Raw genomic sequence first — 22,983 nt, 5'->3', positions numbered from 1 at the left:
TTATGAGTAGATTGACGTTACCGTGATGACACCCGGCCAATCGCCAGCGCCCCCCGGCTATGATCCACGCCGTCGGTATTAAAATAGGCAACCGAGGTTTTTAACCCCTGAGCCTGTATTTCCAGTTCATTCGCCGCCGCGACGGCCCGTTGAGCCAGAGCGGTATTCTGCTGAGTGATAGAATCAATCTGGACGATCGATTCATTGATATAGCTGATTCCTTTGCCCTGCTCGCTGGTCGCCGTCGCGATTTCTGACACAATGTCCGCCACATGCTGCACCGCGCTGATGACATCCTTGATGCTGCTGTCGGCCATTTTTATCTTCGCCGAGCCACTATTCACGCGGGAAACCGACTCTTCTATCAGGCTTTTGATCTCTCCAGCGGCTTGCGCACTGCGTAACGCCAGGCTTCGCACTTCACCGGCCACAACAGCAAAACCACGCCCTTGTTCACCGGCTCGCGCCGCCTCTACCGCCGCGTTCAGCGCAAGAATATTGGTCTGGAATGCGATGTTATTCACCACTTCGGTAATATTAGCGATTTTATCTGAGCTTTCAGAAATGCCATCCATGGTGTCGTTCACTTCCCGCATCACTTCACCACCGCGAGAGGCAATGCCCAGTGCCGAATGTGCCAGGTGGCGGGCCTGTTCCGTATTGTCGGCGTTCTGTTTAACGGTAGAGGTAATTTCCTCCATACTCGCCGAGGTTTTCTCCAGTGCGCTAGCCTGCCGTTCCGTATAAGAGGACAAGTCGCTATTACCGGCGATCACCTCACCACTACTGGCATCAATCACCTCTGCACCGGCACGAATATCTTCGATGACAGTAATCAGCTGTTTGCGCATCATCTCCATTTCATGCAGCAGGCTGATATTATCACCTGGCAATGTCGTCACCGAATGCGATAAATCCCCCGCCGCGATACGCTCTACGACTTCTGCGGCATAAGACGGTTCACCACCCAGTACACGCAAGATACTGCGATTTATCCAGTAAACCAGCAGCGAAAGTAACACGCTGACTAAGATAAAAATCATGCCGTTGTTATATAAAGAATGAGTAAACGCCTCATTAATATCATCAATATACAGCCCGGTCGTGATTATCCAATCCCAGGGCGCATAGCGTAAATTATAGGCTGCTTTAGGTTGTGCAACGGTGGAACCGGGACGGGGGAAAGCGTAAGCCGTATAACCCGCTTCACTGTTCTTTGTCACGGCCACCATATCCCGGTAAATAAAGGTACCGTTAGCGTCTTTTACATCTGGCCCTTGACCAATCAGCTTTTCATTAATCGGGTGCATTAAGACGCGGGGTTCGGAGTTGAGAATGGTGAAATAACCTGAATCACCATAGCGTAAATCTTTTATAGACCTCATTGCACGCCGCTGAGCTTCCTCTAAAGAAATCGCTCCGCTGCTGGCTAACTCAGCATTGGTTTTTACAATCCCCAACGCCAGCTGAGTCACATGCATTAACTCCATTTCCCTCAGTGATAATTGATCTTGCTTAATTTTCATCGATCCATAAAGCAGCGTCCCTGCCAGACATAACAAACTAATGATAAGTGGAAGCCAAATCTTCCTGGCAAGAGATATTTTCATTTGTTTAACACCTTTTTATGAGGTTGTATTATCAATTTTTTATGCCACACTCGCCAATCACATACCCTATATCTAATAAAATTAGCACCCCCCTTTTAAATAGCAGAAAACATAAAGATTACTTATATGCTTTTTAAGCATAAAAAAGAGTATTCATCAGTAAATCCGGTTTACTCTCTGCATGGCATAACAACCCCCGACATCACTCAGTAAGCTGTCGCACGGTGAAAAGACAGGCACCGCGCCCTAATACGATGAGTCAACAGTATCATAACGTTAAGCAAGCCTTCCCCCAGGATATGGCAAATTTGATGCTGACATCACTGATTTGAAAAAGAAAACAAAACGTATTTCCCCCGGACTAAAACGTTCTCAGGCTAACATTCTCATTTTCTTTCATAATGAAATGCGATCACGATCACCTGAAACGATACAGGGGCGGGAGGAGATAGAAAACACTCACTCAAAAACAGGTTCTCTATATAAGCGCAGTAGTAACAGAAAAGAATAACGCCGTAGGATTCACTCCGATGAGGCGCTATTTTCAAGCGAGCACCGTCAATAATCTTGGATGCATAAACACATCACCAACACTACAACACGTTTATATTCACGGTGGAAATTGATTTAATCCCAACAAGCAAACCATCAGCCTGTACCCGACAGCTAATTCGGCTACAGGCCATCACTCGATTAGTTTGCTTTTTGTATCAACAACGTGGCCTGACCAATATTATCAGAACAATTGTCATCGCTAACATAGGCGATAAACGCTGAGCCGGTTGAATCTACCACAACCGGATTACTGGTAACAGAAACACCCCAACGCGCGTTTTTAAACCCACCCTGCACCATGACGGTATCAATAATACAGCCAGAAGAGCTGGTACAGTTCATCGTGTTAGATACAAGCGATAAAACATACCTTCCTGGTTCTAAGGAGAATTTAGCCGATGTACCCGACACCGTGTCTACTAATGGCGCTGTCTGACAATTACGCAGAGCATCAATCGTGATGCTGGTTGCTGCTTCACTGACAAAAGGCAAGGTAGCCAGCATAAAAATGCCAATAGAGGTCATTCTCATTATTCAATCTCCTGAATAAATCGTATATGAAAAATAGTAATGTGTGATTTATTGTTCAAGCCATACGCTTCAACGAATTATGGCCGCGCCATCCTAGCTGATAAAATAAAAAACTGTCAACGTTATCACCTCATGACCTATTCAACCCTTTTTAAGTGGCAGGTAATTATTAGTGAGTTATATATCCGAAATAATTCGAATTACAGCTTAATACGCTTATGTTCTGCTCCACCAGAATGAAACTGACTGGGCCTTGTAACGCGATGCATCGTGCTGTCAAAGTGGGGGTAATTCAATCAACGCACTCGTAAAATGAAGCATGGCGAATATATCAACACACTTCATATTTTCATTATTTTAAAAACGCAGTTAAAAAAATATTCAAACCATCATCATTTATCGGGGAGTAAAAATAACAACTGTTATTTTACGAAATATCTCAAATACCGGGTAACCGGGTCCAGGCATGACCCACGATCCATGAGGTGACAAGTAAAGTAGCGGTTGCCCCGTTAATACCGGGATCGCAACCGCCACATGACTTATCGATTACATGCGAATCATTGACCCAGCAATCATTACTAATAAGCCATCACTACTGATAAACAATCTCACCTTTCGGCTCATAGTCTGCCGCCTGTAGCGGAGAATGATCCTCAACATATTGGCGCAGTACTTCTGCATCCACAAAACCGGTATTGACGTAACCCGGCAGCTCACTCAGCTTTGGATAACCGTCCCCGCCGGTAGCGTTAAAGCTCAGGGTGGCAATACGGTAGACTTTGTCAGACTGCAGTGGTTCGCCCTTAATTTTCACGTTCTTAACGCCAGTGCCATCGGCTTGTAGACTCACATTCAGGAACTGAGCATAACCGCCGGAATCGACTTTTTTATTAGCGACGACTGCCAGATATTTTTCCACCTCGCTGCCTTTCAGATCGGCGTATACCAGCGTGTTGCCAAACGGTTGGACTTTGAGCAAGGTCTTGTAAGTCATGTCGCCGGACTCAATGGAGTCACGCACACCACCACCACTCATGACGGCGAAATCAGCTTTGGCGCGTTCCAGTTGCGCAGACAGCAATACGCGCGCCAGGTTGGTTTGTACAAAACGCACCTTATTACGATCGCCCTCCAGTCGGCCATTCACACTCCCCACCTTGACATCCAGCTGTGCTTTGCCTTTTTCCTGAAAGGGCGTCAGCAGTTTTACCATGTCCGGATTCTGGCTGATTTCCTGGGTGTAATACACACATTCGCTGGTACCGTCGGCCTTCTCTACCTTCTTCTTCAGATTGACGGGAATCAGTTGATAATGCGTCAGCGCCAGCTCACCATTACGGAAGGTAAAATCAGCTCGACCGACGTATTTACCCCACTCATGCGCCTGCACAATCCAGGTGCCATTTTGACGATCCGGTGCGCAAGGCGTACCGGGCACATAGTTGACCTGTTTTTTATTCTCGCTGGCCATACATACCGGGTCCTGCGAATGGCCACCGACAATCATATCGAGATACCCCGCAGGCAGGCTGCGCGCCATTTCCACATCACCCGGTGCGTTAGAACCGTGCTCGCCATTATCGTAATGTCCCATGTGGGTCGCGGCGATAATCACATCTGGTTTTTCTTTTTTGCGTAGCTGTTCCACGACTTTCTTCGCCTCATCGGCTGGTTTGCGAAACTCAATATCGTGGAAATACTCTGGATTACCAATTTTGGCCGTATCGTCCGTTGTCAGGCCAATAACCGCGATCTTCACCCCCTGACGATCGAAGAGCGCATAGGGTTTGAATAATCGCTTATCGGTGCTTTTCTGGTAGATATTGGCGGAAAGCAGCGGGAAATGCGCCCATTTTTCCTGCTGACGCAACACCGTGAGTGGGTTATCGAACTCATGGTTACCGACTGCCATGGCGTCATAGCCAACCAGATTCATGCCACGAAAGTCCGGCTCAGCATCCTGCAGGTCTGACTCAGGAACCCCAGTGTTAATGTCCCCGCCCGACAACAGTAATACGCTGCCGCCTTTAGCGGTGACGTCCTGACGAATCTGATCGACCAGAGTTTTTTGCGCCGCCAGACCATATTCACCGTAATCGTTATGCCAAAAATGACCATGATGATCATTCGTATGCAAGATAGTGATGTTGTAGGTTTTATCTTTTTCCCATGCCTGTGCAGCAGGTGACGACACCACCAGAGTTACTGCAATCAGGCACCCCAGACTTTTGACAGAAAAATGCATGACAACTCCCGTAATAAAAATCCCTTATCCACTCGTCATACCCAAGGTTATGGCATCGTGCAAAATACGAGCAATGACACCCTGCACCCCGAATAGATTTTGGTATAGGATTGTTACATTAAATTTGTAAACACACGCACAAACTAACACAAGTTGGGGCGGGATAGTTGACGCTATGATGAACCTGGGCGTTTTTTCGCTATGGCGTTGTGACGACGATGCGCTGGCACCATCATAATGCAATAACACTATCTGACTGATAATGCATACATTGAATCATGGCCGTGATGTCACTAATAGCCTTTCATCCGGTTTATCCACAAACAGAAATTAAATTAGCTCTATATATCAATGATAAAAGCAATAATTTAACTATAAATATGTGTTACACTGTTTAAATAGATGAAAAACATCATTTATGTCTCACTCTGTCGCCTTTTCAACGGTTTTAACTCCTCTGGCGTTGCATAGCACCGGCGTTATATGGATGGGGAAAGGGTTGGTGCGGCAGAGCACATAAGCATTCAGGAGCCACAGCCTGCTGCCGGCTCAGGAATATCCGCCCATTCTCGTTACGCATGGTAAAGGAGTCGGAATGCATGATAATACTACCCCCTTAATCTCCACGATGGCCGTCGGTCTGGTGCTGGCTTTCTTGCTGGGTATTCTGGCTAACCGACTGCGTATTTCGCCCCTGGTCGGGTATCTGGTGGCCGGTGTGATGGTCGGCCCGTTTACACCCGGTTTTGTCGCTGATACTCAACTGGCACCGGAAATTGCCGAACTGGGCGTAATTTTGCTGATGTTTGGTGTTGGGCTGCATTTTTCGCTACGGGATTTAATGGCGGTAAAGTCGATCGCCATCCCCGGCGCAGTGGCTCAGATAGTGATGGCGACCCTGCTAGGGGCTGGACTGTCATCAATACTGGGCTGGAGTCTGCCTGAGGGGTTGGTATTTGGTTTATGTCTGTCCACCGCCAGTACCGTGGTACTGCTACGTGCGCTCGAAGAGCGCCAGTTAATTGACAGCCAACGCGGGCAAATCGCTATTGGCTGGCTGATTGTTGAAGACCTGGCGATGGTACTGACATTGGTACTGCTGCCCGCGTTCGCCGACATGTTGAAAACCGATACCGCCAATACCAGCAAGCTCTTGCAAGATCTGGCGATTACGCTGGGTAAAGTGGTGGCGTTTATTACGCTGATGGTGGTGGTAGGCAGACGCGTGGTGCCATGGGTGCTGGCAAAAAGCGCCAGTACCGGCTCGCGGGAATTATTTACGCTAGCCGTACTGGCAATGGCGCTGGGCATCGCATTCGGTGCCGTCAAACTGTTCGATGTCTCGTTCGCGTTGGGGGCTTTTTTCGCGGGGGTGGTGTTAAACGAGTCAGAACTCAGTCAGCGTGCCGCCCACGACACTCTCCCCTTGCGTGATGCCTTTGCCGTTCTGTTCTTTGTGTCCGTCGGCATGTTGTTCGACCCGATGATCCTGATACGTGAACCACTGGCGGTATTGGCCACGTTGCTGATTATCGTGATAGGTAAGTCGATGGCCGCGTTCCTGCTGGTGCATATGTTCGGTCACTCAAGACGTACGGCACTGACCATCTCTGCCAGCCTGGCACAAATTGGCGAGTTTGCCTTTATTCTGGCGGGCCTCGGTATTTCGCTCGGTATGCTCTCGGAGAATGGCCGCAATCTGGTGCTGGCGGGCGCGATTTTGTCGATTATGCTCAACCCGCTACTCTTCACCTTGTTGGAACGTTATCTGGCCCGGCACGAAACCATTGAAGAGCAGATCGTTGAAGAAGCGATCGAAGAAGAAAAGCAGATTCCGGTTGATCTGTGTAACCATGCGCTCCTGGTCGGCTACGGACGAGTAGGCAGCTTGATCGGCGCCCGGCTGCATCAGGCCGACATTCCGATGGTGGTGGTTGAAACATCGCGAGCGCGCGTCGATACCTTGCGGGAACAGGGGATTAAAACCGTACTGGGTAACGCGACCCGTCCTGACATCATGGACATTGCCCGCCTCGATTGCGCCAGTTGGCTGCTGCTGACGATCCCTAACGGGTACGAAGCCGGGGAAATTGTGGCAGCGGCAAGAGCCAAACGTCCAGACCTGAAAATTATTGCCCGAGCGCACTATGACGATGAAGTCACCTATATCACTGAGCACGGTGCCGACCACGTTGTGATGGGCGAGCGGGAAATCGCCGAAACCATGATAACGATGCTGGACGTGGATGAGATCGTCGCCGCCAAAGCCTGTCCAATCTAGGCGGTCTCTTGTCAGGCACCCCTCGGTGCCTGACGTTTCCTCACCGATATCGTTTTATCCCTGCTCACCGACCAGTTGCGCCAGCAGTGCAATATGCAACGGCGCGTCGTTCAGCGCGGGAATATACTCAAAAGACTCGCCGCCCGCGTGCAGGAAGATCTCCCGATTCTGCTCTTTGATCTCTTCGAGCGTTTCAAGGCAGTCAGCCGCGAAGCCGGGACAAATTACCTGGATTCGTTTCACACCCTGCTTCGGCAACGCCTGCATTGTTTCATCGGTATAAGGCGTCAACCAGGCCTCACGACCGAAACGAGACTGGAAGGTCATCATCACTTGCTCTGACGATAATCCCAGTGCCACCGCTAATGCCTGTGCCGTAGCGGCACAACGTTTAGGATAATCATCACCTTCATCAGCGTAGCGCTGTGGAATGCCGTGAAAGGAAATCACCAGCTTATCCGGTACACCATGCTGTAAAAATGACTGTTCAACGCTGTGCTTTAACGCTTCGATATAAGCCGGGTGCTCAGCATAATCACGAATAAAGCGAATGCCTGGAATTTGTCGCCGGTTACGCAACAGCGCGGACACACCATCCCACACTGCCGCAGTGGTGGAGCAGGAATACTGTGGGTACATCGGCAATACCGTCACCTCGGTAACGCCCTTCGCCAGCAACGCCTCCAGTGCGGACTTCAGGCTCGGTGAGCCATAGCTCATCCCCAACTCTACCGGGATATCCGGCAGGCTTGCAGCCAGCGCCTGCTGCTGTCGGCGGCTGTAAACCAGTAGTGGCGAACCTTCATCCATCCACACCGACTGATACAGTTTCGCCACTCGCGGCGAACGGGTCGGCAGAATAATACCGTGCAGCAACGGACACCATATCAGCCGGGTCAGGTCAACCACACGCCGGTCATGCAGGAATTCGGCCAGATAACGTTTTACCGCTTGCGGCGTCGGTGCATCCGGCGTCCCCAGATTCACCATCAACACACCGCGTTTCTCTTTTTTCATCAACGTTTTCCTTTACTGTCGCTTCGGCATCATGTGTAGACGAGGGTGAAACCACATTGTAGCGGAAACAGGGCGATGAGGAACCGCAGGCTGCGAGGTTAAAGCCGATACCAGCGATTGTCAGGAACGATATTCCCTCATCGGGGCAAACTGTTGGCTGAAAACGCCGTTGTTATCCTGCTGTCGAATAGGGAAAACAGCGAAAGGGACTGTCAGGGGATAAAGAAGAAGCGCCGCCAGTGATGGCAGCGCCTGCGAAAAACGGGATCAGCCCAGAATACGAGCCAGTTCTGCACTGACATCGTTAACCGGACGGGTACCATCAATCTTGTGGTAAAGGGTGTGGTTAGCTGCCGCTTCCTGCTGATAGTAGTTCACCAGCGGAGCGGTCTGCTGGTGGTATTCCACCAGACGTTTACGCACAGTGTCTTCCTGATCATCTTTACGGATAGTCAGCTCGTCACCGGTCACGTCATCTTTGCCTTCCACTTTGGGCGGATTGAATTTCACGTGATACACACGACCGGAAGCCGCGTGTACGCGACGGCCGATGATACGTTCAACGATCAACTCATCCGGCACATCAAATTCAATGACGTGATCGACGGCAATGCCAGCCTCTTTCATCGCGTCAGCCTGAGGAATGGTACGCGGGAAACCATCCAGCAGGAAACCATTGCGGCAGTCATCCTGTGCGATACGCTCTTTAACCAGGGCAATCACCAGTTCGTCTGTCACCAGTTTACCCGCATCCATGATCTCTTTTGCCTGCTTGCCCAGTTCGCTACCGGCCTTTACCGCTGCACGCAGCATATCGCCGGTGGAGATTTGCGGAATGCCATACTTCTCCATGATGAACTGAGCCTGAGTACCTTTGCCTGCGCCTGGAGCGCCCAGCAGAATAATACGCATTGCGTAATTCCCCTTGCTATGTAGTTTTTTTAAAAAAAATTTGAAAAACGCTAAACCATACCATTCCGGAGGCGCTTCCTCAAGGAACGGGCTCGCTTCAGCGGGCGCGGCAAAGCTGAAATTCGTGATGGCGCATGGCTTTTCAGCCGACTCTGAGAGTGTAGACGACAGGGCGTCAGGCGGGAAACCGATATGGTAACAAACCCTCATTACCCCCGAAGACTTGGCCTTAGGCTGATAAAAAACGCCCCGGTAAACCGGGGCGCTTATCATGCTAACGGTGCCAATCAGGCGGTCAGCAGTTGGTTCATACGGCGGATAAACTGGTTAGGGTCTTCCAGCGTGCCACGTTCGGCAAACAGCGCCTGATCCAGCAACAGTTCGACCCACTCACCGAACTGCGCGTCATCCTGGGTGTCAGCAGCACGTTTCACCAGTGCATGTTCCGGATTCAACTCAAAAATGTACTTCACTTCCGGTGCCTGCTGCCCGGCGGCAGCAAACAGCTTCGCCATCTGGGTGCTCATGTCATTGGCATCCGTCGTTACGATCGCCGGGGTATCGGTCAGGCGATGCGTCAGACGAACCTCCTTAACCCGTTCGCCCAGCAACGTCTTAACGCGCTCGACAAATGGCTCCAGCGCTTTTTCTGCTTCTTTTTGTGACTCGTTGGCTTCATCTGCCAGCTTATCCAACGATTCGTCAGCTTTGCTAACCGACTGGAACGATTTACCGTCAAACTCGGTCAGGTAGCTCATCATCCATTCGTCGATACGATCGGAGAGCAGCAGGACCTCAATGCCTTTCTTGCGGAACAGTTCCAGATGCGGGCTGCTCTTGGCCGCAGCATAGCTGTCAGCAGTGATGTAATAGATCTTGTCCTGACCTTCCACCATGCGGCTGATATAGTCATCCAGCGATACGGTCTGTGCATCGCTATCATTGTGGGTGGTCGCAAAACGCAGCAGTTTGGCAATGGCTTCACGGTTGCCACCGTCTTCCGCCGGGCCTTCTTTCAACACCAGGCCAAACTGACTCCAGAACGTCTGGTATTTTTCGCTGTCATCTTTAGCCAGTTTTTCCAGCATTTGCAGCACACGCTTCGTCAACGCCGTACGCAAACTCTGCGTGACACGGTTATCCTGCAGAATTTCACGGGATACGTTGAGCGGCAGGTCATTGGAGTCTATCAAACCACGGACGAAACGCAGGTAGTTCGGCATGAACTGTTCGGCATCGTCCATAATGAATACGCGCTGCACATACAGTTTCAGACCATGCTTGTGATCGCGATTCCACATGTCCCAAGGAGCTTGGGAAGGAATATATAACAGGCTGGTGTATTCCTGCTTTCCTTCTACCCGGTTGTGGCTCCAGCTCAGTGGGTTGGTAAAGTCATGGGCGATATGTTTGTAAAACTCGTTGTACTCATCATCGCTGATGTCTGACTTGTTGCGGGTCCACAGTGCCTGAGCCTTGTTGATCTTCTCCCAAGTGACGGTCTCTTCACCGCCCTCTTCCTCACTTTCCGTGCGGGATTCAATTTCTACCGGCAGTGCGATGTGGTCGGAATATTTGCTGATGACTGAGCGCACCCGCCAGTTATCGAGAAACTCATCTTCGCCTTCGCGCAGATGCAGGGTGATGTCGGTACCACGTTGCGCTTTAGCGATATCTGCGATGGTGTATTCGCCTTCACCGGCTGACTCCCAGAACACACCCTGTTCGGCATCGGCACCCGCCACACGGGTTTTTACCGTGACCTTATCGGCGACGATAAACGCGGAGTAGAACCCGACACCAAACTGGCCGATCAACTGGCTGTCTTTTGCCTGATCAGAACCGAGAGACTCCAGAAACGCCTTGGTACCGGATTTGGCAATCGTCCCCAGATTGTCGATAACGTCATCGCGGCTCATGCCGATACCGTTATCACTGATGGTCAGAGTGCGCTTTTCTTTATCGATAGAGACCCGAACGCGCAGTTCTCCATCACCTTCATACAAGTCTGGAGTGGACAGTGCACGAAAACGCAGTTTATCCGCGGCATCGGACGCGTTGGAGATCAATTCGCGCAGAAACACTTCTTTGTTGGAGTACAGCGAATGGATCATCAAGTGCAGCAGTTGCTTGACTTCTGACTGGAAGCCGCGGGTCTCTTGGCCTTTCATACTCATTATTACTTCCCTCAATACGTATTTATTCAGGCTGATTCAACGGAGGATGAGCAACAGATGGGGATTAACCGTCAGAGTTTCAAGGGGGGATGTGCAATTGGCGATACAGAAGACGGCTGAGGCAAACAGGCCGTCGGGTGACGGCCATAGAGATTGACGGTGGTAAAAATCAGAACCGGATAGGATGACGCCCGGCCAGTGAGTGAGACAGCGTGGTGCCGTCCACCATTTCCAGCTCACCGCCGACGGGAACGCCATGGGCGATACGGCTGGCCATGACCCCGTGTTCGGCGCACAGCTCGGCGATGTAATTCGCCGTTGCATCGCCTTCCACCGTCGGGTTGGTCGCCAGAATCACTTCATTGATGGTTTCCGCCGCCAGACGCTCTTCCAGCCGATCCAGCCCGATATCACCAGGGCCAATGCCATCAAGCGGCGACAGGTGCCCCATCAACACAAAATAACGACCCGCGAACTGCCCGGTCTGTTCAATGGCGTGGATATCCGCCGGACTTTCCACCACACAAATCTGACCGTTCTGCTGACGGCGCGGGTTCGCACAAATACTGCACACGTCCTGCTCGGTAAAAGTCCGACAATCGGCACAATGGCCTATCTCCGACATGGCACGGGTCAACGCCTGCGCCAGACGCATCCCCCCGCTGCGATCACGCTGCAACAGGTGGAACGCCATGCGTTGTGCTGATTTTGGCCCCACGCCGGGTAAGCAGCGCAGCGCCTCCATCAATGCTTCAAGAAGCGGGCTGGTTTGCATCAGAACGGCATCTTGAAGCCGGGTGGCAACGGAATACCGCTGGAAACCGAAGCCATTTTTTCCTGCTGAACTTCAGCGATACGGCGCGCCGCATCATTGAATGCTGCCGCAATCAGGTCTTCCAGCATTTCTTTGTCGTCTTCCATCAAGCTCGGATCGATTTCAACACGACGGCAATTGTGAGCGCCATTAATCGTCACTTTTACCATCCCTGCGCCCGATTCCCCGGTCACTTCCAGATTGGCAATCTCTTCCTGCGCTTTCTGCATTTTTTCCTGCATCTGCTGAGCTTGCTTCATCAGATTGCCTAAACCGCCTTTACCAAACATATCGCTCTCTCTACCACTTTCGGGCTGCCGATGGGCAGCGGGGTTAAACGGGGCGGATACTTTCTTCGTCCAGTTCCGCATCAAAGAAACGCCGTAGCGTTTGAATATTAGTATCAGACAGGATGGACTGACGCGCCTGCGCCAGCTTCTCTTCATAAATGGCCTGTCGCCACTCCAGTGGTGTCAGCACCGTCGGCGTATCGTCTTCGGTAACCGTCAGGCTGATATCGCGTCCATAATGCGCCGCCAGTGCCTCCGACAGCGCTTTCTGCGCCGCCGCTGAATTCAGATGACGCTGTGAAGAACGCAGGTGCAGATGAATCACCCCGTCTTCCGGCATCGCTTTAAATGCATTAAGCGCCAGCTGTTGTACCAGTTTCGGCAGCGTCAGACGATCGATTTCCGCCGCCCAGGCATCCCGCGCCATCGCTTCTACCGCCAACTTTGCGGCCAGCTCCGGCGTTTTTTCGTATTCCAATGCCGAACGCAGCGCTTTAGGCGTCGTCACTGGCTCGGTTTCCGTCGCCGCAGCTTTCTTTTGCGCCCGCCAGCGATACGCTTCTTGCTTTTTCTGCTCGTCCTGCGCCACCGCTTTGGCAGCCATTTGCTGCTGGCCACGCTCGGTCACTGACGCCAGACGCTCCAGTGCCGAGTTTACCGGCCGCGTTTTTCCTGACGCCGCCGGTTCAGCCTTTTTTGCGGGGGGATTTCCCTGCCGGTTCAGTAACTGGCTACGCGCCTGTAACAGTTGTGCGGTCGCATCCGGCAAATTACTTTCCTGCGTTGGCGGCAAGGCTGAAGGCGAAGAGGATTCGCTCCCCCCCGGCTGCGCATGGCTTACCACCGGCTCGGCGCTGGGTGCAGCCGGTACAGCACCGACCACCGGTGCTGATGCAGGCGTACGGACAGGCTCAGTCGCTAAAGGCACTCCAGCCGCAGGTGCGAGCGGCGAAGCGCTAACAGGAACCGGTTCAGCAATCACCTGACTGGGGTGAAACGCCAATGCCCGCAACAGCGCCATTTCCACACCCATACGACGATCAGGTGCAAACGGCAGCTCTTTGCGGCCGACCAACAATGTCTGATAGTAGAGTTGCACATCCGAAGGCGGGACAACCCGCGCCAGCTCGCGCAAGCGAGGGGCGACCTGGTGGTATTCATCGCCCAGAGCCGATGGCAGCAACTGCAGCATAGCAATCCGGTGCAGCAGCGTCAGGGTTTCGACCAGCAAGGCTTCCCAATCAATGCCGCGTGCTGCCGCTTGCTCCATCAGCGCCATCACCCCGGCCCCATCACCTTTTACCAGCGCTTCAATCAGCCCCAGCGGTTGCTCATCATCCAGAGTACCCAGCATGTCGCTGACAGCAGCGGCCGTCACCTGCCCTTGCCCCATGGCGATCGCCTGATCGGTCAGGCTCAATGCGTCACGCAAACTGCCATCGGCCGCACGGGCCAGCAATTGTAATGCACGTGGCTCCGCCGCCAGTTGTTCCTGCTCCAGAACCTGTTGCAGATGTTGGCGGATTTGCTCGGCATCCAATGCTTTGAGGTGAAACTGCAAACAGCGGGACAAAATCGTTACCGGCAGTTTTTGTGGGTCCGTGGTCGCCAGCAGGAATTTCACATGCGAAGGCGGCTCTTCCAGTGTTTTCAACAACGCGTTGAAACTGTGGCGGGAGAGCATATGCACTTCGTCAATCAGGTAAACTTTGAAACGACCGCGAGCTGGCGCGTATTGCACGTTATCCAGTAAGTCTCGCGTGTCTTCAACTTTAGTACGGGATGCCGCATCGATTTCAATCAGATCGACAAATCGGCCTTGCTCTATTTCCCGGCACGTATCGCACTGACCGCAAGGTGTCGCCGTCACCCCGGTTTCGCAATTCAGCCCTTTCGCCAGCAAACGGGCGATCGTCGTCTTGCCTACGCCCCGGGTACCGGAAAACAGGTAAGCATGATGGATACGGCCTAACGAAAGACCATTAGCCAACGCGGTCAGGACATGTTCCTGGCCTACCACGTCGGCAAAGGTTTGGGGACGCCACTTACGGGCAAGAACCTGATAGCTCATCAATACCGCAGAAGTTGAGTTATTGAGGAGGTGATGCTAACACAGTCTCGCCGCCATCGGCGAGACTGCTGTCATCAATGGCCGGGGAAATCGACCAGGCTGTAGCAAGTGATGCCCATGTTTTCAAGGCGCTGCTGTCCACCCAGGTCGAAGAGATTGATGATAAATGCCGCGTCGGAAACCTGACCACCAAGACGGCGAATCAGTTTGACGGTCGCTTCAATAGTGCCGCCCGTCGCCAACAGGTCGTCAACCACCAGCACCTTGTCACCAGCGGTAATAGAGTCGGTGTGAATTTCCAGCGTATCGCTGCCGTATTCCAGCTCGTAACTTTCGCTCAGCGTCGCTCGCGGCAGTTTACCCGGCTTACGCACCGGAACAAACCCAACGCCCAACGCCAGCGCTACCGGGGCACCAAAAAGGAAACCACGCGCTTCGGTACCGACAACCTTGGTAATACCGGTGTTCTGATAACGTTTAACCAGCATGTCGATGCTCGCCGAATACGCCTGCGGATTTTCCAGCAAGCTGGTCACATCACGAAACAGTATGCCCGGCTTGGGATAATCCGGAATACTCTTGATACTGTTCTTAATTAATTCTGGCTGCTGAGTTGCGGTCATAATGTTGTGCCTGATAAAACCTGATATTCACTGAACACCGCCACGGTGCTTCGCCATGCTGCCTACAGGCGCTGACGATAAAAAATACGATGGCGGCTCGCGCACGAAAACGCTCAAATCTAGTCAAACTGACGGGCAAATGCAACCGGCCCGCTCGGATCTGCACATTTTTATCGCAGGCTATTGCTTCGGATCAATAACCGGTAAACGCAGCATAAACGTCAGCAACACCGCCAGAATAACCAGCAGCATCCCCCTGACCCAACTGACTTCCACCAGCCACAATGACAAGGAGAAGGTCGCGATAACCACGATAACTGCTTTGACTTTGACGCCCGGAGGCAGGGCACGGTGCTGTTGCCAGTGACGCAGGTAACTACCAAACCAGGAACGATACAACAACCAGTCGTGAAACCGTGGTGAGGAGCGGGCAAAGCACCAGGCCGCCAGCAGTAAAAACGGCGTAGTCGGCAGCAACGGCAACACCACGCCCAGCGCTGCCAGCACCACCGCCAGCCACCCTACGGTTATCAACACTATCCGATACATATCGCCTCCTTGTCTTCCCCGCCTTTATCGGCCCCGGCAGCCCGGCCCGCTTGACCCGATCGCAATCCACAGGAAACGTTGTATCATACCGCCACGTTAACTCAACCCATCGTCGTACATGTTTGAACATTCCATCCTCGACCCGATTCACGCCTTTCTTCAGGCCACTACACCCGATGAGTGGATTGACGAAGCCCGCAAACCGGAAAACCTGCCCACGCTGTTGCGCGACCACGTACTGTGTGAGTTGAAAGCCGCCCAAAGCGCGCTGTTTCTGCTCCGACGTTATGCTGTCGAGCAGGATATCAGGCATCAATTGCAGGAGTGGATTGCCCCGTATGAGAAGTTTGCCTTTCGGGGAGTGGGCGACATGCAGACGCTGAAAGCCAATGCGCTGATTTCGCGGCAGATTACCGCACGCGCCAACTGCCATTACAGTCAGGACATGATCGATAAAATGGTGCTGTTGATCCGTGAAGAATTACACCATTTTTATCAGGTGCTGGAAGTCATGGAGCAACACGGTATTTCTTACCAGAACATACCCGCCAGCCGTTACGCGCGTGGCATGACGCAACACATGAAAACACATGAGCCGGATGCGCTGGTGGACAAGTTAATTATCGGTGCCTTTATCGAAGCCCGCTCCTGCGAACGCTTCGCCAGACTAGCTCCGCATTTGGAAGAGAGCCTGCGCAAGTTCTATATTTCACTACTGCGCTCCGAAGCACGGCACTATCAGGATTACCTTGCTTTGGCACAACAGATTGCCGGACAGGATATTAGCGCGCGTATCGCGTTTTTCGCGCAGACAGAAGCACGGTTGATTACCAGCCCGGACAACGATTTCAAATTCCACAGCGGCAAACCGGCTTTCAGCACACACTGAACCGGCCCGTTATTCCCCTGCCGCAACGTACGGATACAGCGGTAAAGCGACGGAGGAGACGACATGGATACACAGGCATTGCTGGCCGTGCTGACACGCCAGATTGATACGCTGGCGCAAGCCGTCGAACCGATTGCCGCGCGACAAGCTCCCCGGTCACGTTTTGACCGTCAGCTTTTCAGCTGTTACGGTACCAGGCTCGGTGATTATCTCGACGAAATCCGCCTTAATTACCAGCATCTGCAACAGTATGTGCAGGAACAGCGTCAGGACAGGGTCGCATTCATGGCCGAGAAATTGCTGACACAAATGACAGCGCTCCAGCGAGAGCTGGCGACGCAGCCATTACGGGAACATGAACCCACAACGCCAGCACCGCAGGACCGTTATCAAAAGCTGGCTGAATATCAGGGTTATGAGCGTCGACTACTGGCGATGATTCAGGACAGGGAGAGCCTGCTGGCAACCCAAAGTACGCTCAGCGAACAACAGCGCCTGCAACGCGAACTGGCAGCGCTGGAAGGCCGCCTGACTCGTTGCCGCCAGGCGCTCTCAAAACTGGAACGGCAGATTGAACGTCAGGAACAGGGATATTGACCGTAGTTCACTATTTTCTGCTATGTTTTAGAAAAAACAAAACAGGATCGGAGTGAGGTAGAAAAATCATGTCGCTGGAAAACGAAACGCCAGACGTTAAACTGGCGGTCGATCTCATCATGCTGCTGGAAGACAATCACATTGAGCCAGAGGTGGTACTGGCCGCGCTGGAAATCGTCCGCCGGGATTATCAGCTAAAAGCCAACGCTCCCGCGCAAACACCGGCCTGACACCGGAGCAGGTCGACCACCTGCCCCGGTTCCATTCCCCTTTTAAGTCGCCACAACCGGCGGCTACCGGGTTTCACCCTCATTCTGCGGTGGCGTCAGCACGCGGGATATTTCCTGTACTTCTTTGCCCTGCGTATTGTGCAGATACACCTCAAGCTGGTTGAAGGCAATGTTGATATTATTCTCGCGACACAGTCTGTCGATAGTGCGGTTCAATTCATCAACGGTATAGCTGCGATCGCGCAGTTCACGCACATATAAACGCAGCTCATGATCGAGCGCACTCGCGCCAAATGACAGGAAAAACACCTGTGGTTCCGGATCCGCCATCACGCGTGGATTGTCGCGCGCGGCCTGTAGCAGTATTTCTTTCACCTTATCCAGATCAGACCCATAGGCAACACCAATACGGATCAACACGCGCGTAATGGTGTCGGACAATGACCAGTTGATCAAACGCTCGGTCACGAACGCCTTGTTCGGAATGATCACCTCCTTACGGTCAAAATCGGTGATCGTGGTGGCCCGAATGCGGATCTTACTGACTGAACCGGAGAACGCCCCGATCGTGATGGTATCGCCGATACGCACCGGCCGTTCGAACAGAATAATCAGCCCCGAGACAAAGTTGGCGAAAATTTCCTGCAAGCCAAACCCTAACCCCACCGATAATGCCGCCACCAGCCATTGCAATTTGTCCCAGGAGACCCCGAGGGAACTGAGTGATGTAATAGCCCCAACCGCCGTAATAAAATAGGTCAGTATCGTCGTGATGGCATAAGAGGTGCCCTGCCGCAACTGCATGCGCGAGAGCACCAGCACTTCGAGTAAACCAGGCAGGTTACGCGTCATCACATACGCCACACCACCAATCACCAGTGCCACCAGCAAGTTACCCAAAGTGACCGGTTGCAAGACCGTACCACTGGCATTCGCCGTGCTGTAATGCCATAGCGTGATACTATCCAGATAAGAGAAAACAGTGACCAGGTCTGCCCAAATCCAGTAAAACGCACCGGAGAACGCCAGAAACAGCACCATGGTCGTCAGGCGCAAAGACTGCTGGCTGATTTGCTCCAACGCCAGCGGCGCTTCTGGAACCGGTTCACTACCTTCCGCGCCTTCCTTGACCAGGTTCTGGCGTCGTGCCACCGCGCGGCGATAAGCCAGACGACGAGCCGCCACACTTAACCCACGAATAGTCGCGAAATACACAATATTCCAGACGATCAACAGGTACAGACTGTCAATCCAGCGGCTGGCCAGTCGCAATGTGGTATAGAAAAACCCATTCAGCATTAACCCGATCAGGAACAGCGGCATGGCAGCCATCATGGTGACGACTATCAATTGCACGGTATGACGTTCTTTCTCGCGCCAGCAGTCACGACACACCGGGAACACCAGAATGGTCAGCAACAACAGGTTGCAGACCATCACACTCTGCCCAATAACATCATCCACCAGATACAGTGGCGCTTTCTCACCCACCACAGACCAGAACATCAACGGCAGTAGTGCACCGCCGAGTCGCACCGTCTGACGCCGGTAATGCGCACAGCGGGACGCCGGGATATTAAAGTGACGTTCGCTCAGGCCCCCCGGTTTAAGGCTCAGGCAAGCCGTGGCGAAGACCCCCCAAAACAATGCTAAATGCTCACTCAGCAACCAGGCAAAACTGCTGATCTGGTTATCGCTGCGTTTCAGCCATAGCCCCAGCGACAGAATCACCAGCACACCCGGCAAGGTTCGCAGGATCAACAGCAAGATAGCTTTGGGTGTATGCAACTGACTGTCACGCTTGAGTTGCCCCACGTCATCCGCCAGTTTCCCCATATAGGCATCGATACTTTTGCGCCGCCACCACAGCAACCCCACTATCACCATTGCCGGGATAATCAGCAGCAGCGAATCCATGAGCCCCTGGCGTAGTTGCCCATTTTTGAGGGTGAAATGCAGGTTTTTGACCTGTTGTTTCAGCGCCGACGGCAAATCTTTCAGCCAACTCCAATCCATCGGCTTATTACTGCTCACCCAAAAAATTTGCTGGGTCAGGGTTCGTTGCAGTGAATTGTTAACGCTCATCAACTGTTGGCGGCTGATTTGCAGGTTAATCGCCAGCATCAATTGATTACCGAGTTGTTTATTGAGCTGATCGAGTAACTCGCGGCGCATATCCAGAATCTGTTCCAGCGCATCCGTCACTTCACCATCTACGGAGGTGTTAGTGTGCGCGACCAGTTGCTGGATATATTCATCTCCCCGAAACAACACATCGCGTTGCTGGTTAATGTCAAACTGCTCCAGACGCAGGTCAGCTATCTGCGCGCTGATATCGCTCATTGCATCAGCCGACGGCAGATTTTGCTGTTGCTGATAAAGAATACGCGACAGCAACAGGCTGCCTTTTAGCACGGTAATCTGCTCTTTCAGGTTACGTTCCGATTGCGTAGCCCTATCCAGCCAGTTTTTAACCTGAATACTCTCCTGAACCAGCGTATTTCCCGCTTCCGTTGCTTTAATGAGACGCTGACTGAGTTGACGATTCGTTTCCATTTCCGCTTTCACCAGCGGGTTTTCCTGAATACGTTGCAGCTCATCGGAATTCTGTGCCTCTTTGGCCGTTTTTTCCGACAGCGTCAGGCGCTTATTGTTAATCACGCCCTGCAACGTCTGCACCATGTGCTCCAGTTGGCCTATCTGCGCGGCGGTGTAATCCCGCTGCTTTTGCAGCAAGTCCTGCAACGTGGTATTCACTTCCAAACTTTTGCGCTGTTGCTCCATTTGCAGACCGACCAGCACCTGCTCCGCTTGCAGCAAAACTTGCTGACTCGGCCGCAACGGCTCCTGTGAGGGATCCAGTCCACTGAGTTGAGTGCGTAACTGCTGACTGCGTTGAGAGGCGGCATACAGTGCGCTTTGCACCCGCTCTGGTTGGGTTTGCAGCGAGATCAACTGGCTGTTGTAAGTAGAAAGGTTTTCCTGTGCTGACTGCAAATCGTCCAGCGTTTCATTCAGGCGCGCTTCCAGTTGCTTTAACGCTAGCGGCTCCAACGATTGCTGGGGCACCGGTGCCGCGCCGCCCAGCGACACCAGATCCTCATTCACCTGCTTAAGTTTGGCTGGTGCCTGTGCCGCCTGTTGCTTCAGTTGGTTGGTTTCCTGCCGGACGCGATCGATAGAGTCCAGCACGTCCAGTGTCTGGGTCAGATCCTGTTGGCTCAGTTTGTCTACCGAAGTCAGGCTTTTTTGCTTATTCAGCATATCAAGACGGTTTTGGATCTCAGCCCGACTGGGCAAATCGTTACCCGCAGCTAATGCGGGTTGCAGCAGGAGGATGCCAAATAAGCCGACCCAGATACCCGGCAAACAGCGGCGACTGCATCGTGCACTCATAGCACGAATAAAGGAGCAGATATCGGAAAAAGAGCGGAGCGAAATAGGAAATAAACCAGAAATGGCGGCACAGCGCTTCATGATGCATCATCAGTTTTACAGAGATAACGCAGTTTATCACGTCTGCCGAAAGACAAGGTATGTCAGGTGGTGTTTATGAGGTTCTATTCTGTCTCTATTTATACTGATTGCGTTTATCACGTCACTTATATGGCACTCTTGCCTATCTGGCGCAGGGCAGGACTGCTACGCAGCATATCAATCAGCCCATCCACCAGATAAGGCGCTTCATTCTTCAAATCGAAACTTTCCGGCAGGAACAACCAGTTTTCCATAATTCCCGACAGATAAGCCCGTATGATCACCGCTGTACGCCGGGAATTAAGATCCGCTGGCAACATGCCTTGCAAAATGCACTTTATCAGCGAGACTTCTATTTTGTTATAGCAATCGAAGTAGAGATCTTTACGGGCATTGGATGTAGGCAGTAACTCGTCGGCGAACTCACACTTATGAAAGATAATTTCCATCATCGATCGCCACTCACTATCGGAATCCGTCAGTCTCAAGATATAAATTAGCAACTCTCTGAGCACATGCAGTGGATCGTCAGGAAATTTTGCCTGATACTCAGCTTCAAAGTCAGAAATTTTGGACTCGGACCGCGTCCATATCTCATCAAACAGTTCAGCTTTGTTTTTGAAGTGCCAGTAAATAGCACCACGTGTCACGCCAGCAGCGGTCGCAATATCAGACAATGATGTTGAGGAAACACCATGCTCAGAAAACAGACGCATCGCCGCGTCCATAATCTGGAGTTTGGTCTCATGTGCCTGTTGTTTGGTTTTTCGTGCCATAGCGCTGACTTTAAAGAGAAGCGAGATTTACATACATTCACGGATGTATGTAACATAGCACGGACCTGAATTTATCGCAGCAATGGGTTTAATAGCATGTGATCCATTGGTCAATTAAAAATCGGATACTTGGGGTTTACCTATGAATAAAAACAGAAGGCTTACGCCTCTGGCAACAATGCTGATGCTTTCTGGCGGCCTCGTACTCACAGGATGTGACAATCAGGCCTCTAAAGGGGGTGCCCATCAGGGGGGCGCACCGGAAGTCGGCACCGTTACGATAAAATCACAAACTCTGAATATCACCACGGAACTGCCGGGACGCACCAGCGCCTATCGTATTGCCGAAGTACGCCCTCAGGTAAATGGTATTATTCTCAAGCGTAACTTTGTTGAAGGCAGCGATGTCAAAGCGGGTACATCGCTGTACCAGATTGATCCGGCGACCTATCAGGCCCAGTACAACAACGCTAAGGCTGCCCTGTCTCAGGCTCAGGCGAATGCTGAAATTGCAGAGTTAACGGTTAAGCGCTACAAACCGCTGCTCGGCACCAATTACGTCAGTAAGCAGGATTACGATCAGGCTGTCGCGACGGCGCGCCAGAATGAAGCCGCCGTTGCTGCCGCCAAAGCGACGCTCGACAGCGCCCAGATCAACCTGAACTATACGCGCGTAACCGCCCCAATTACTGGCCGGGTAGGAAAATCCACCGTCACGGAAGGTGCTCTGGTTTCCAATGCCCAGACGACGGCGCTGACAACCATTCAGCAGTTGGATCCGATTTATGTGGATGTCACTCAATCCACTAACGATTTCCTGCATCTGAAAAAAGAGCTGGAAAGCGGTGCGTTACAACAAACCAATGGCAAAGCTAACGTTCATCTGACCCTGGATAACGGAATGCGCTATAGCCAGACCGGTACGCTGGAATTCTCTGACGTCACTGTCGACGAGACTACGGGCTCTATCACGCTGCGTGCAGTGTTCCCCAACCCGGATCACAACCTGTTGCCAGGCATGTTCGTTCGCGCACAAATGGATGCTGGCGTGAATCCGAATGCCATCCTGGTTCCACAGCAGGGCGTTAGCCGTACACCGCGTGGCGAAGCTACGGTGATGGTCGTTGGTGAAGGCGATAAAGTGGAAGTCCATCCTGTGACTACCGGTCAGGCGCTTGGCGATAAATGGCTTATCACCTCGGGCGTCAAACCGGGTGATCGCATCATCGTGACAGGCCTGCAAAAAATCAGACCGGGTATGCAGGTTAAAGCGCAGGAAGTGACCGCAGGCAATGCGCAGCAGCAGCAACCGCAGTCTCAACCCGCTAAGTCTTAA

18 protein-coding genes and 1 other annotated feature are annotated in these 22,983 nt (G+C 52.3%); of the genes, 5 read left to right on the top strand and 13 right to left on the bottom strand.

The genetic code is table 11. The features are described from left to right. Nucleotides 1-17 precede the first annotated feature (17 nt). From DZE2538_RS05105 to ushA, 3 genes are all read right to left on the bottom strand, one after another. Complete coding sequence (locus DZE2538_RS05105; protein WP_012883794.1) at nucleotides 18-1,610, bottom strand: methyl-accepting chemotaxis protein; 1,593 nt, start codon at nucleotides 1,608-1,610, stop codon at nucleotides 18-20. A gap of 693 nt (nucleotides 1,611-2,303) precedes the next feature. Continuing rightward, nucleotides 2,304-2,696 carry a hypothetical protein gene (locus DZE2538_RS05100; RefSeq protein ID WP_019844619.1) on the bottom strand — a complete coding sequence of 131 codons (393 nt, stop codon included), beginning with the start codon at nucleotides 2,694-2,696 and terminating at the stop codon, nucleotides 2,304-2,306. A 595-nt stretch (nucleotides 2,697-3,291) separates the two neighbouring features. Continuing rightward, entirely contained in the window at nucleotides 3,292-4,944 is a 1,653-nt protein-coding gene (ushA, locus tag DZE2538_RS05095) for a bifunctional UDP-sugar hydrolase/5'-nucleotidase UshA (RefSeq protein WP_038915751.1), read from the bottom strand. A gap of 595 nt (nucleotides 4,945-5,539) precedes the next feature. Between ushA and ybaL the strand changes: the two genes are divergently transcribed. Then, nucleotides 5,540-7,225: a YbaL family putative K(+) efflux transporter gene (gene ybaL / locus DZE2538_RS05090; protein ID WP_023639179.1), complete on the top strand. Its 1,686-nt coding sequence runs from the start codon at nucleotides 5,540-5,542 to the stop codon at nucleotides 7,223-7,225. 54 nt (nucleotides 7,226-7,279) lie between these two features. On the opposite strand, the gene hemH is transcribed toward ybaL, so the two are convergent. The 8 genes from hemH to DZE2538_RS05050 all read right to left on the bottom strand — a co-directional run bounded on the left by hemH (nucleotide 7,280) and on the right by DZE2538_RS05050 (nucleotide 15,678). Then, a complete protein-coding gene (hemH, locus tag DZE2538_RS05085) occupies nucleotides 7,280-8,242 on the bottom strand; it encodes a ferrochelatase (protein WP_038915750.1) in 963 nt (320 codons plus the stop codon). Between the two features lie 267 nt (nucleotides 8,243-8,509). Further along, on the bottom strand, nucleotides 8,510-9,154 hold the full coding sequence (gene adk / locus DZE2538_RS05080; protein ID WP_012883789.1) for an adenylate kinase: 645 nt from the start codon (nucleotides 9,152-9,154) through the stop codon (nucleotides 8,510-8,512). A 287-nt stretch (nucleotides 9,155-9,441) separates the two neighbouring features. Further along, entirely contained in the window at nucleotides 9,442-11,325 is a 1,884-nt protein-coding gene (htpG, locus tag DZE2538_RS05075; RefSeq protein WP_023639177.1) for a molecular chaperone HtpG, read from the bottom strand. Nucleotides 11,326-11,500: 175 nt separating this feature from the next. Then, nucleotides 11,501-12,106, bottom strand: coding sequence for a recombination mediator RecR (gene recR / locus DZE2538_RS05070; protein WP_038915748.1), 606 nt, complete (start codon nucleotides 12,104-12,106; stop codon nucleotides 11,501-11,503). Further along, nucleotides 12,106-12,435 carry a YbaB/EbfC family nucleoid-associated protein gene (locus DZE2538_RS05065; RefSeq protein ID WP_012883786.1) on the bottom strand — a complete coding sequence of 110 codons (330 nt, stop codon included), beginning with the start codon at nucleotides 12,433-12,435 and terminating at the stop codon, nucleotides 12,106-12,108. The genes recR and DZE2538_RS05065 overlap by 1 nt, the downstream gene beginning before the upstream one ends. 43 nt (nucleotides 12,436-12,478) lie before the next feature. Then, nucleotides 12,479-14,506 carry a DNA polymerase III subunit gamma/tau gene (dnaX, locus tag DZE2538_RS05060; protein ID WP_038915746.1) on the bottom strand — a complete coding sequence of 676 codons (2,028 nt, stop codon included), beginning with the start codon at nucleotides 14,504-14,506 and terminating at the stop codon, nucleotides 12,479-12,481. Continuing rightward, nucleotides 13,088-13,152: a sequence feature (DnaX frameshifting element), on the bottom strand. Its footprint overlaps the gene before it by 65 nt. A gap of 74 nt (nucleotides 14,507-14,580) precedes the next feature. Further along, nucleotides 14,581-15,129 (bottom strand): adenine phosphoribosyltransferase, encoded by a 549-nt coding sequence (apt, locus tag DZE2538_RS05055; RefSeq protein ID WP_019844626.1) that lies wholly within the window; start codon nucleotides 15,127-15,129, stop codon nucleotides 14,581-14,583. Between the two features lie 180 nt (nucleotides 15,130-15,309). Beyond that, entirely contained in the window at nucleotides 15,310-15,678 is a 369-nt protein-coding gene (locus DZE2538_RS05050) for a DUF454 family protein (RefSeq protein WP_019844627.1), read from the bottom strand. A gap of 118 nt (nucleotides 15,679-15,796) precedes the next feature. Here DZE2538_RS05050 and miaE point away from each other — a divergent pair, with 118 nt between their 5' ends. The 3 genes from miaE (at nucleotide 15,797) to rsmS (ending at nucleotide 17,394) form a co-directional block, all read left to right on the top strand. After that, the gene (miaE, locus tag DZE2538_RS05045) at nucleotides 15,797-16,567 is read left to right on the top strand and encodes a tRNA isopentenyl-2-thiomethyl-A-37 hydroxylase MiaE (protein WP_019844628.1); all 771 of its coding nucleotides are present in this window, start codon (nucleotides 15,797-15,799) and stop codon (nucleotides 16,565-16,567) included. A 63-nt stretch (nucleotides 16,568-16,630) separates the two neighbouring features. Continuing rightward, on the top strand, nucleotides 16,631-17,164 hold the full coding sequence (gene priC / locus DZE2538_RS05040; RefSeq protein WP_038915745.1) for a primosomal replication protein PriC: 534 nt from the start codon (nucleotides 16,631-16,633) through the stop codon (nucleotides 17,162-17,164). Nucleotides 17,165-17,232: 68 nt separating this feature from the next. Next, the gene (gene rsmS, locus DZE2538_RS20160; protein ID WP_071603560.1) at nucleotides 17,233-17,394 is read left to right on the top strand and encodes a pleiotropic regulatory protein RsmS; all 162 of its coding nucleotides are present in this window, start codon (nucleotides 17,233-17,235) and stop codon (nucleotides 17,392-17,394) included. 63 nt (nucleotides 17,395-17,457) lie between these two features. Here the strand turns inward: rsmS and mscK are convergent, their stop codons facing one another. Next, nucleotides 17,458-20,871, bottom strand: a complete 3,414-nt coding sequence (mscK, locus tag DZE2538_RS05035) for a mechanosensitive channel MscK (RefSeq protein WP_038915744.1) — start codon at nucleotides 20,869-20,871, stop codon at nucleotides 17,458-17,460. A gap of 125 nt (nucleotides 20,872-20,996) precedes the next feature. Next, nucleotides 20,997-21,647 carry a multidrug efflux transporter transcriptional repressor AcrR gene (gene acrR, locus DZE2538_RS05030; RefSeq protein ID WP_019844632.1) on the bottom strand — a complete coding sequence of 217 codons (651 nt, stop codon included), beginning with the start codon at nucleotides 21,645-21,647 and terminating at the stop codon, nucleotides 20,997-20,999. 142 nt (nucleotides 21,648-21,789) lie between these two features. On the opposite strand from acrR, the gene DZE2538_RS05025 reads away from it, so the two are divergent. Continuing rightward, a complete protein-coding gene (locus DZE2538_RS05025; RefSeq protein ID WP_019844633.1) occupies nucleotides 21,790-22,983 on the top strand; it encodes an efflux RND transporter periplasmic adaptor subunit in 1,194 nt (397 codons plus the stop codon).

It is taken from the genome of Dickeya zeae NCPPB 2538, assembly GCF_000406165.1.
GTDB classification, from domain to species: Bacteria; Pseudomonadota; Gammaproteobacteria; order Enterobacterales; family Enterobacteriaceae; genus Dickeya; species Dickeya zeae.
This window is presented reverse-complemented; position numbering and strand designations above follow the sequence as displayed.

Bases quoted from the DNA above. Each gene is read 5' to 3' on its own strand.
- DZE2538_RS05105 (WP_012883794.1), bottom strand. From the start codon at position 1,610: ATGAAAATATCTCTTGCCAGGAAGATTTGGCTTCCACTTATCATTAGT.
- DZE2538_RS05100 (WP_019844619.1), bottom strand. From the start codon at position 2,696: ATGAGAATGACCTCTATTGGCATTTTTATGCTGGCTACCTTGCCTTTT.
- ushA (WP_038915751.1), bottom strand. From the start codon at position 4,944: ATGCATTTTTCTGTCAAAAGTCTGGGGTGCCTGATTGCAGTAACTCTG.
- ybaL (WP_023639179.1), top strand. From the start codon at position 5,540: ATGCATGATAATACTACCCCCTTAATCTCCACGATGGCCGTCGGTCTG.
- hemH (WP_038915750.1), bottom strand. From the start codon at position 8,242: ATGAAAAAAGAGAAACGCGGTGTGTTGATGGTGAATCTGGGGACGCCG.
- adk (WP_012883789.1), bottom strand. From the start codon at position 9,154: ATGCGTATTATTCTGCTGGGCGCTCCAGGCGCAGGCAAAGGTACTCAG.
- htpG (WP_023639177.1), bottom strand. From the start codon at position 11,325: ATGAAAGGCCAAGAGACCCGCGGCTTCCAGTCAGAAGTCAAGCAACTG.
- recR (WP_038915748.1), bottom strand. From the start codon at position 12,106: ATGCAAACCAGCCCGCTTCTTGAAGCATTGATGGAGGCGCTGCGCTGC.
- DZE2538_RS05065 (WP_012883786.1), bottom strand. From the start codon at position 12,435: ATGTTTGGTAAAGGCGGTTTAGGCAATCTGATGAAGCAAGCTCAGCAG.
- dnaX (WP_038915746.1), bottom strand. From the start codon at position 14,506: ATGAGCTATCAGGTTCTTGCCCGTAAGTGGCGTCCCCAAACCTTTGCC.
- apt (WP_019844626.1), bottom strand. From the start codon at position 15,129: ATGACCGCAACTCAGCAGCCAGAATTAATTAAGAACAGTATCAAGAGT.
- DZE2538_RS05050 (WP_019844627.1), bottom strand. From the start codon at position 15,678: ATGTATCGGATAGTGTTGATAACCGTAGGGTGGCTGGCGGTGGTGCTG.
- miaE (WP_019844628.1), top strand. From the start codon at position 15,797: ATGTTTGAACATTCCATCCTCGACCCGATTCACGCCTTTCTTCAGGCC.
- priC (WP_038915745.1), top strand. From the start codon at position 16,631: ATGGATACACAGGCATTGCTGGCCGTGCTGACACGCCAGATTGATACG.
- rsmS (WP_071603560.1), top strand. From the start codon at position 17,233: ATGTCGCTGGAAAACGAAACGCCAGACGTTAAACTGGCGGTCGATCTC.
- mscK (WP_038915744.1), bottom strand. From the start codon at position 20,871: ATGAAGCGCTGTGCCGCCATTTCTGGTTTATTTCCTATTTCGCTCCGC.
- acrR (WP_019844632.1), bottom strand. From the start codon at position 21,647: ATGGCACGAAAAACCAAACAACAGGCACATGAGACCAAACTCCAGATT.
- DZE2538_RS05025 (WP_019844633.1), top strand. From the start codon at position 21,790: ATGAATAAAAACAGAAGGCTTACGCCTCTGGCAACAATGCTGATGCTT.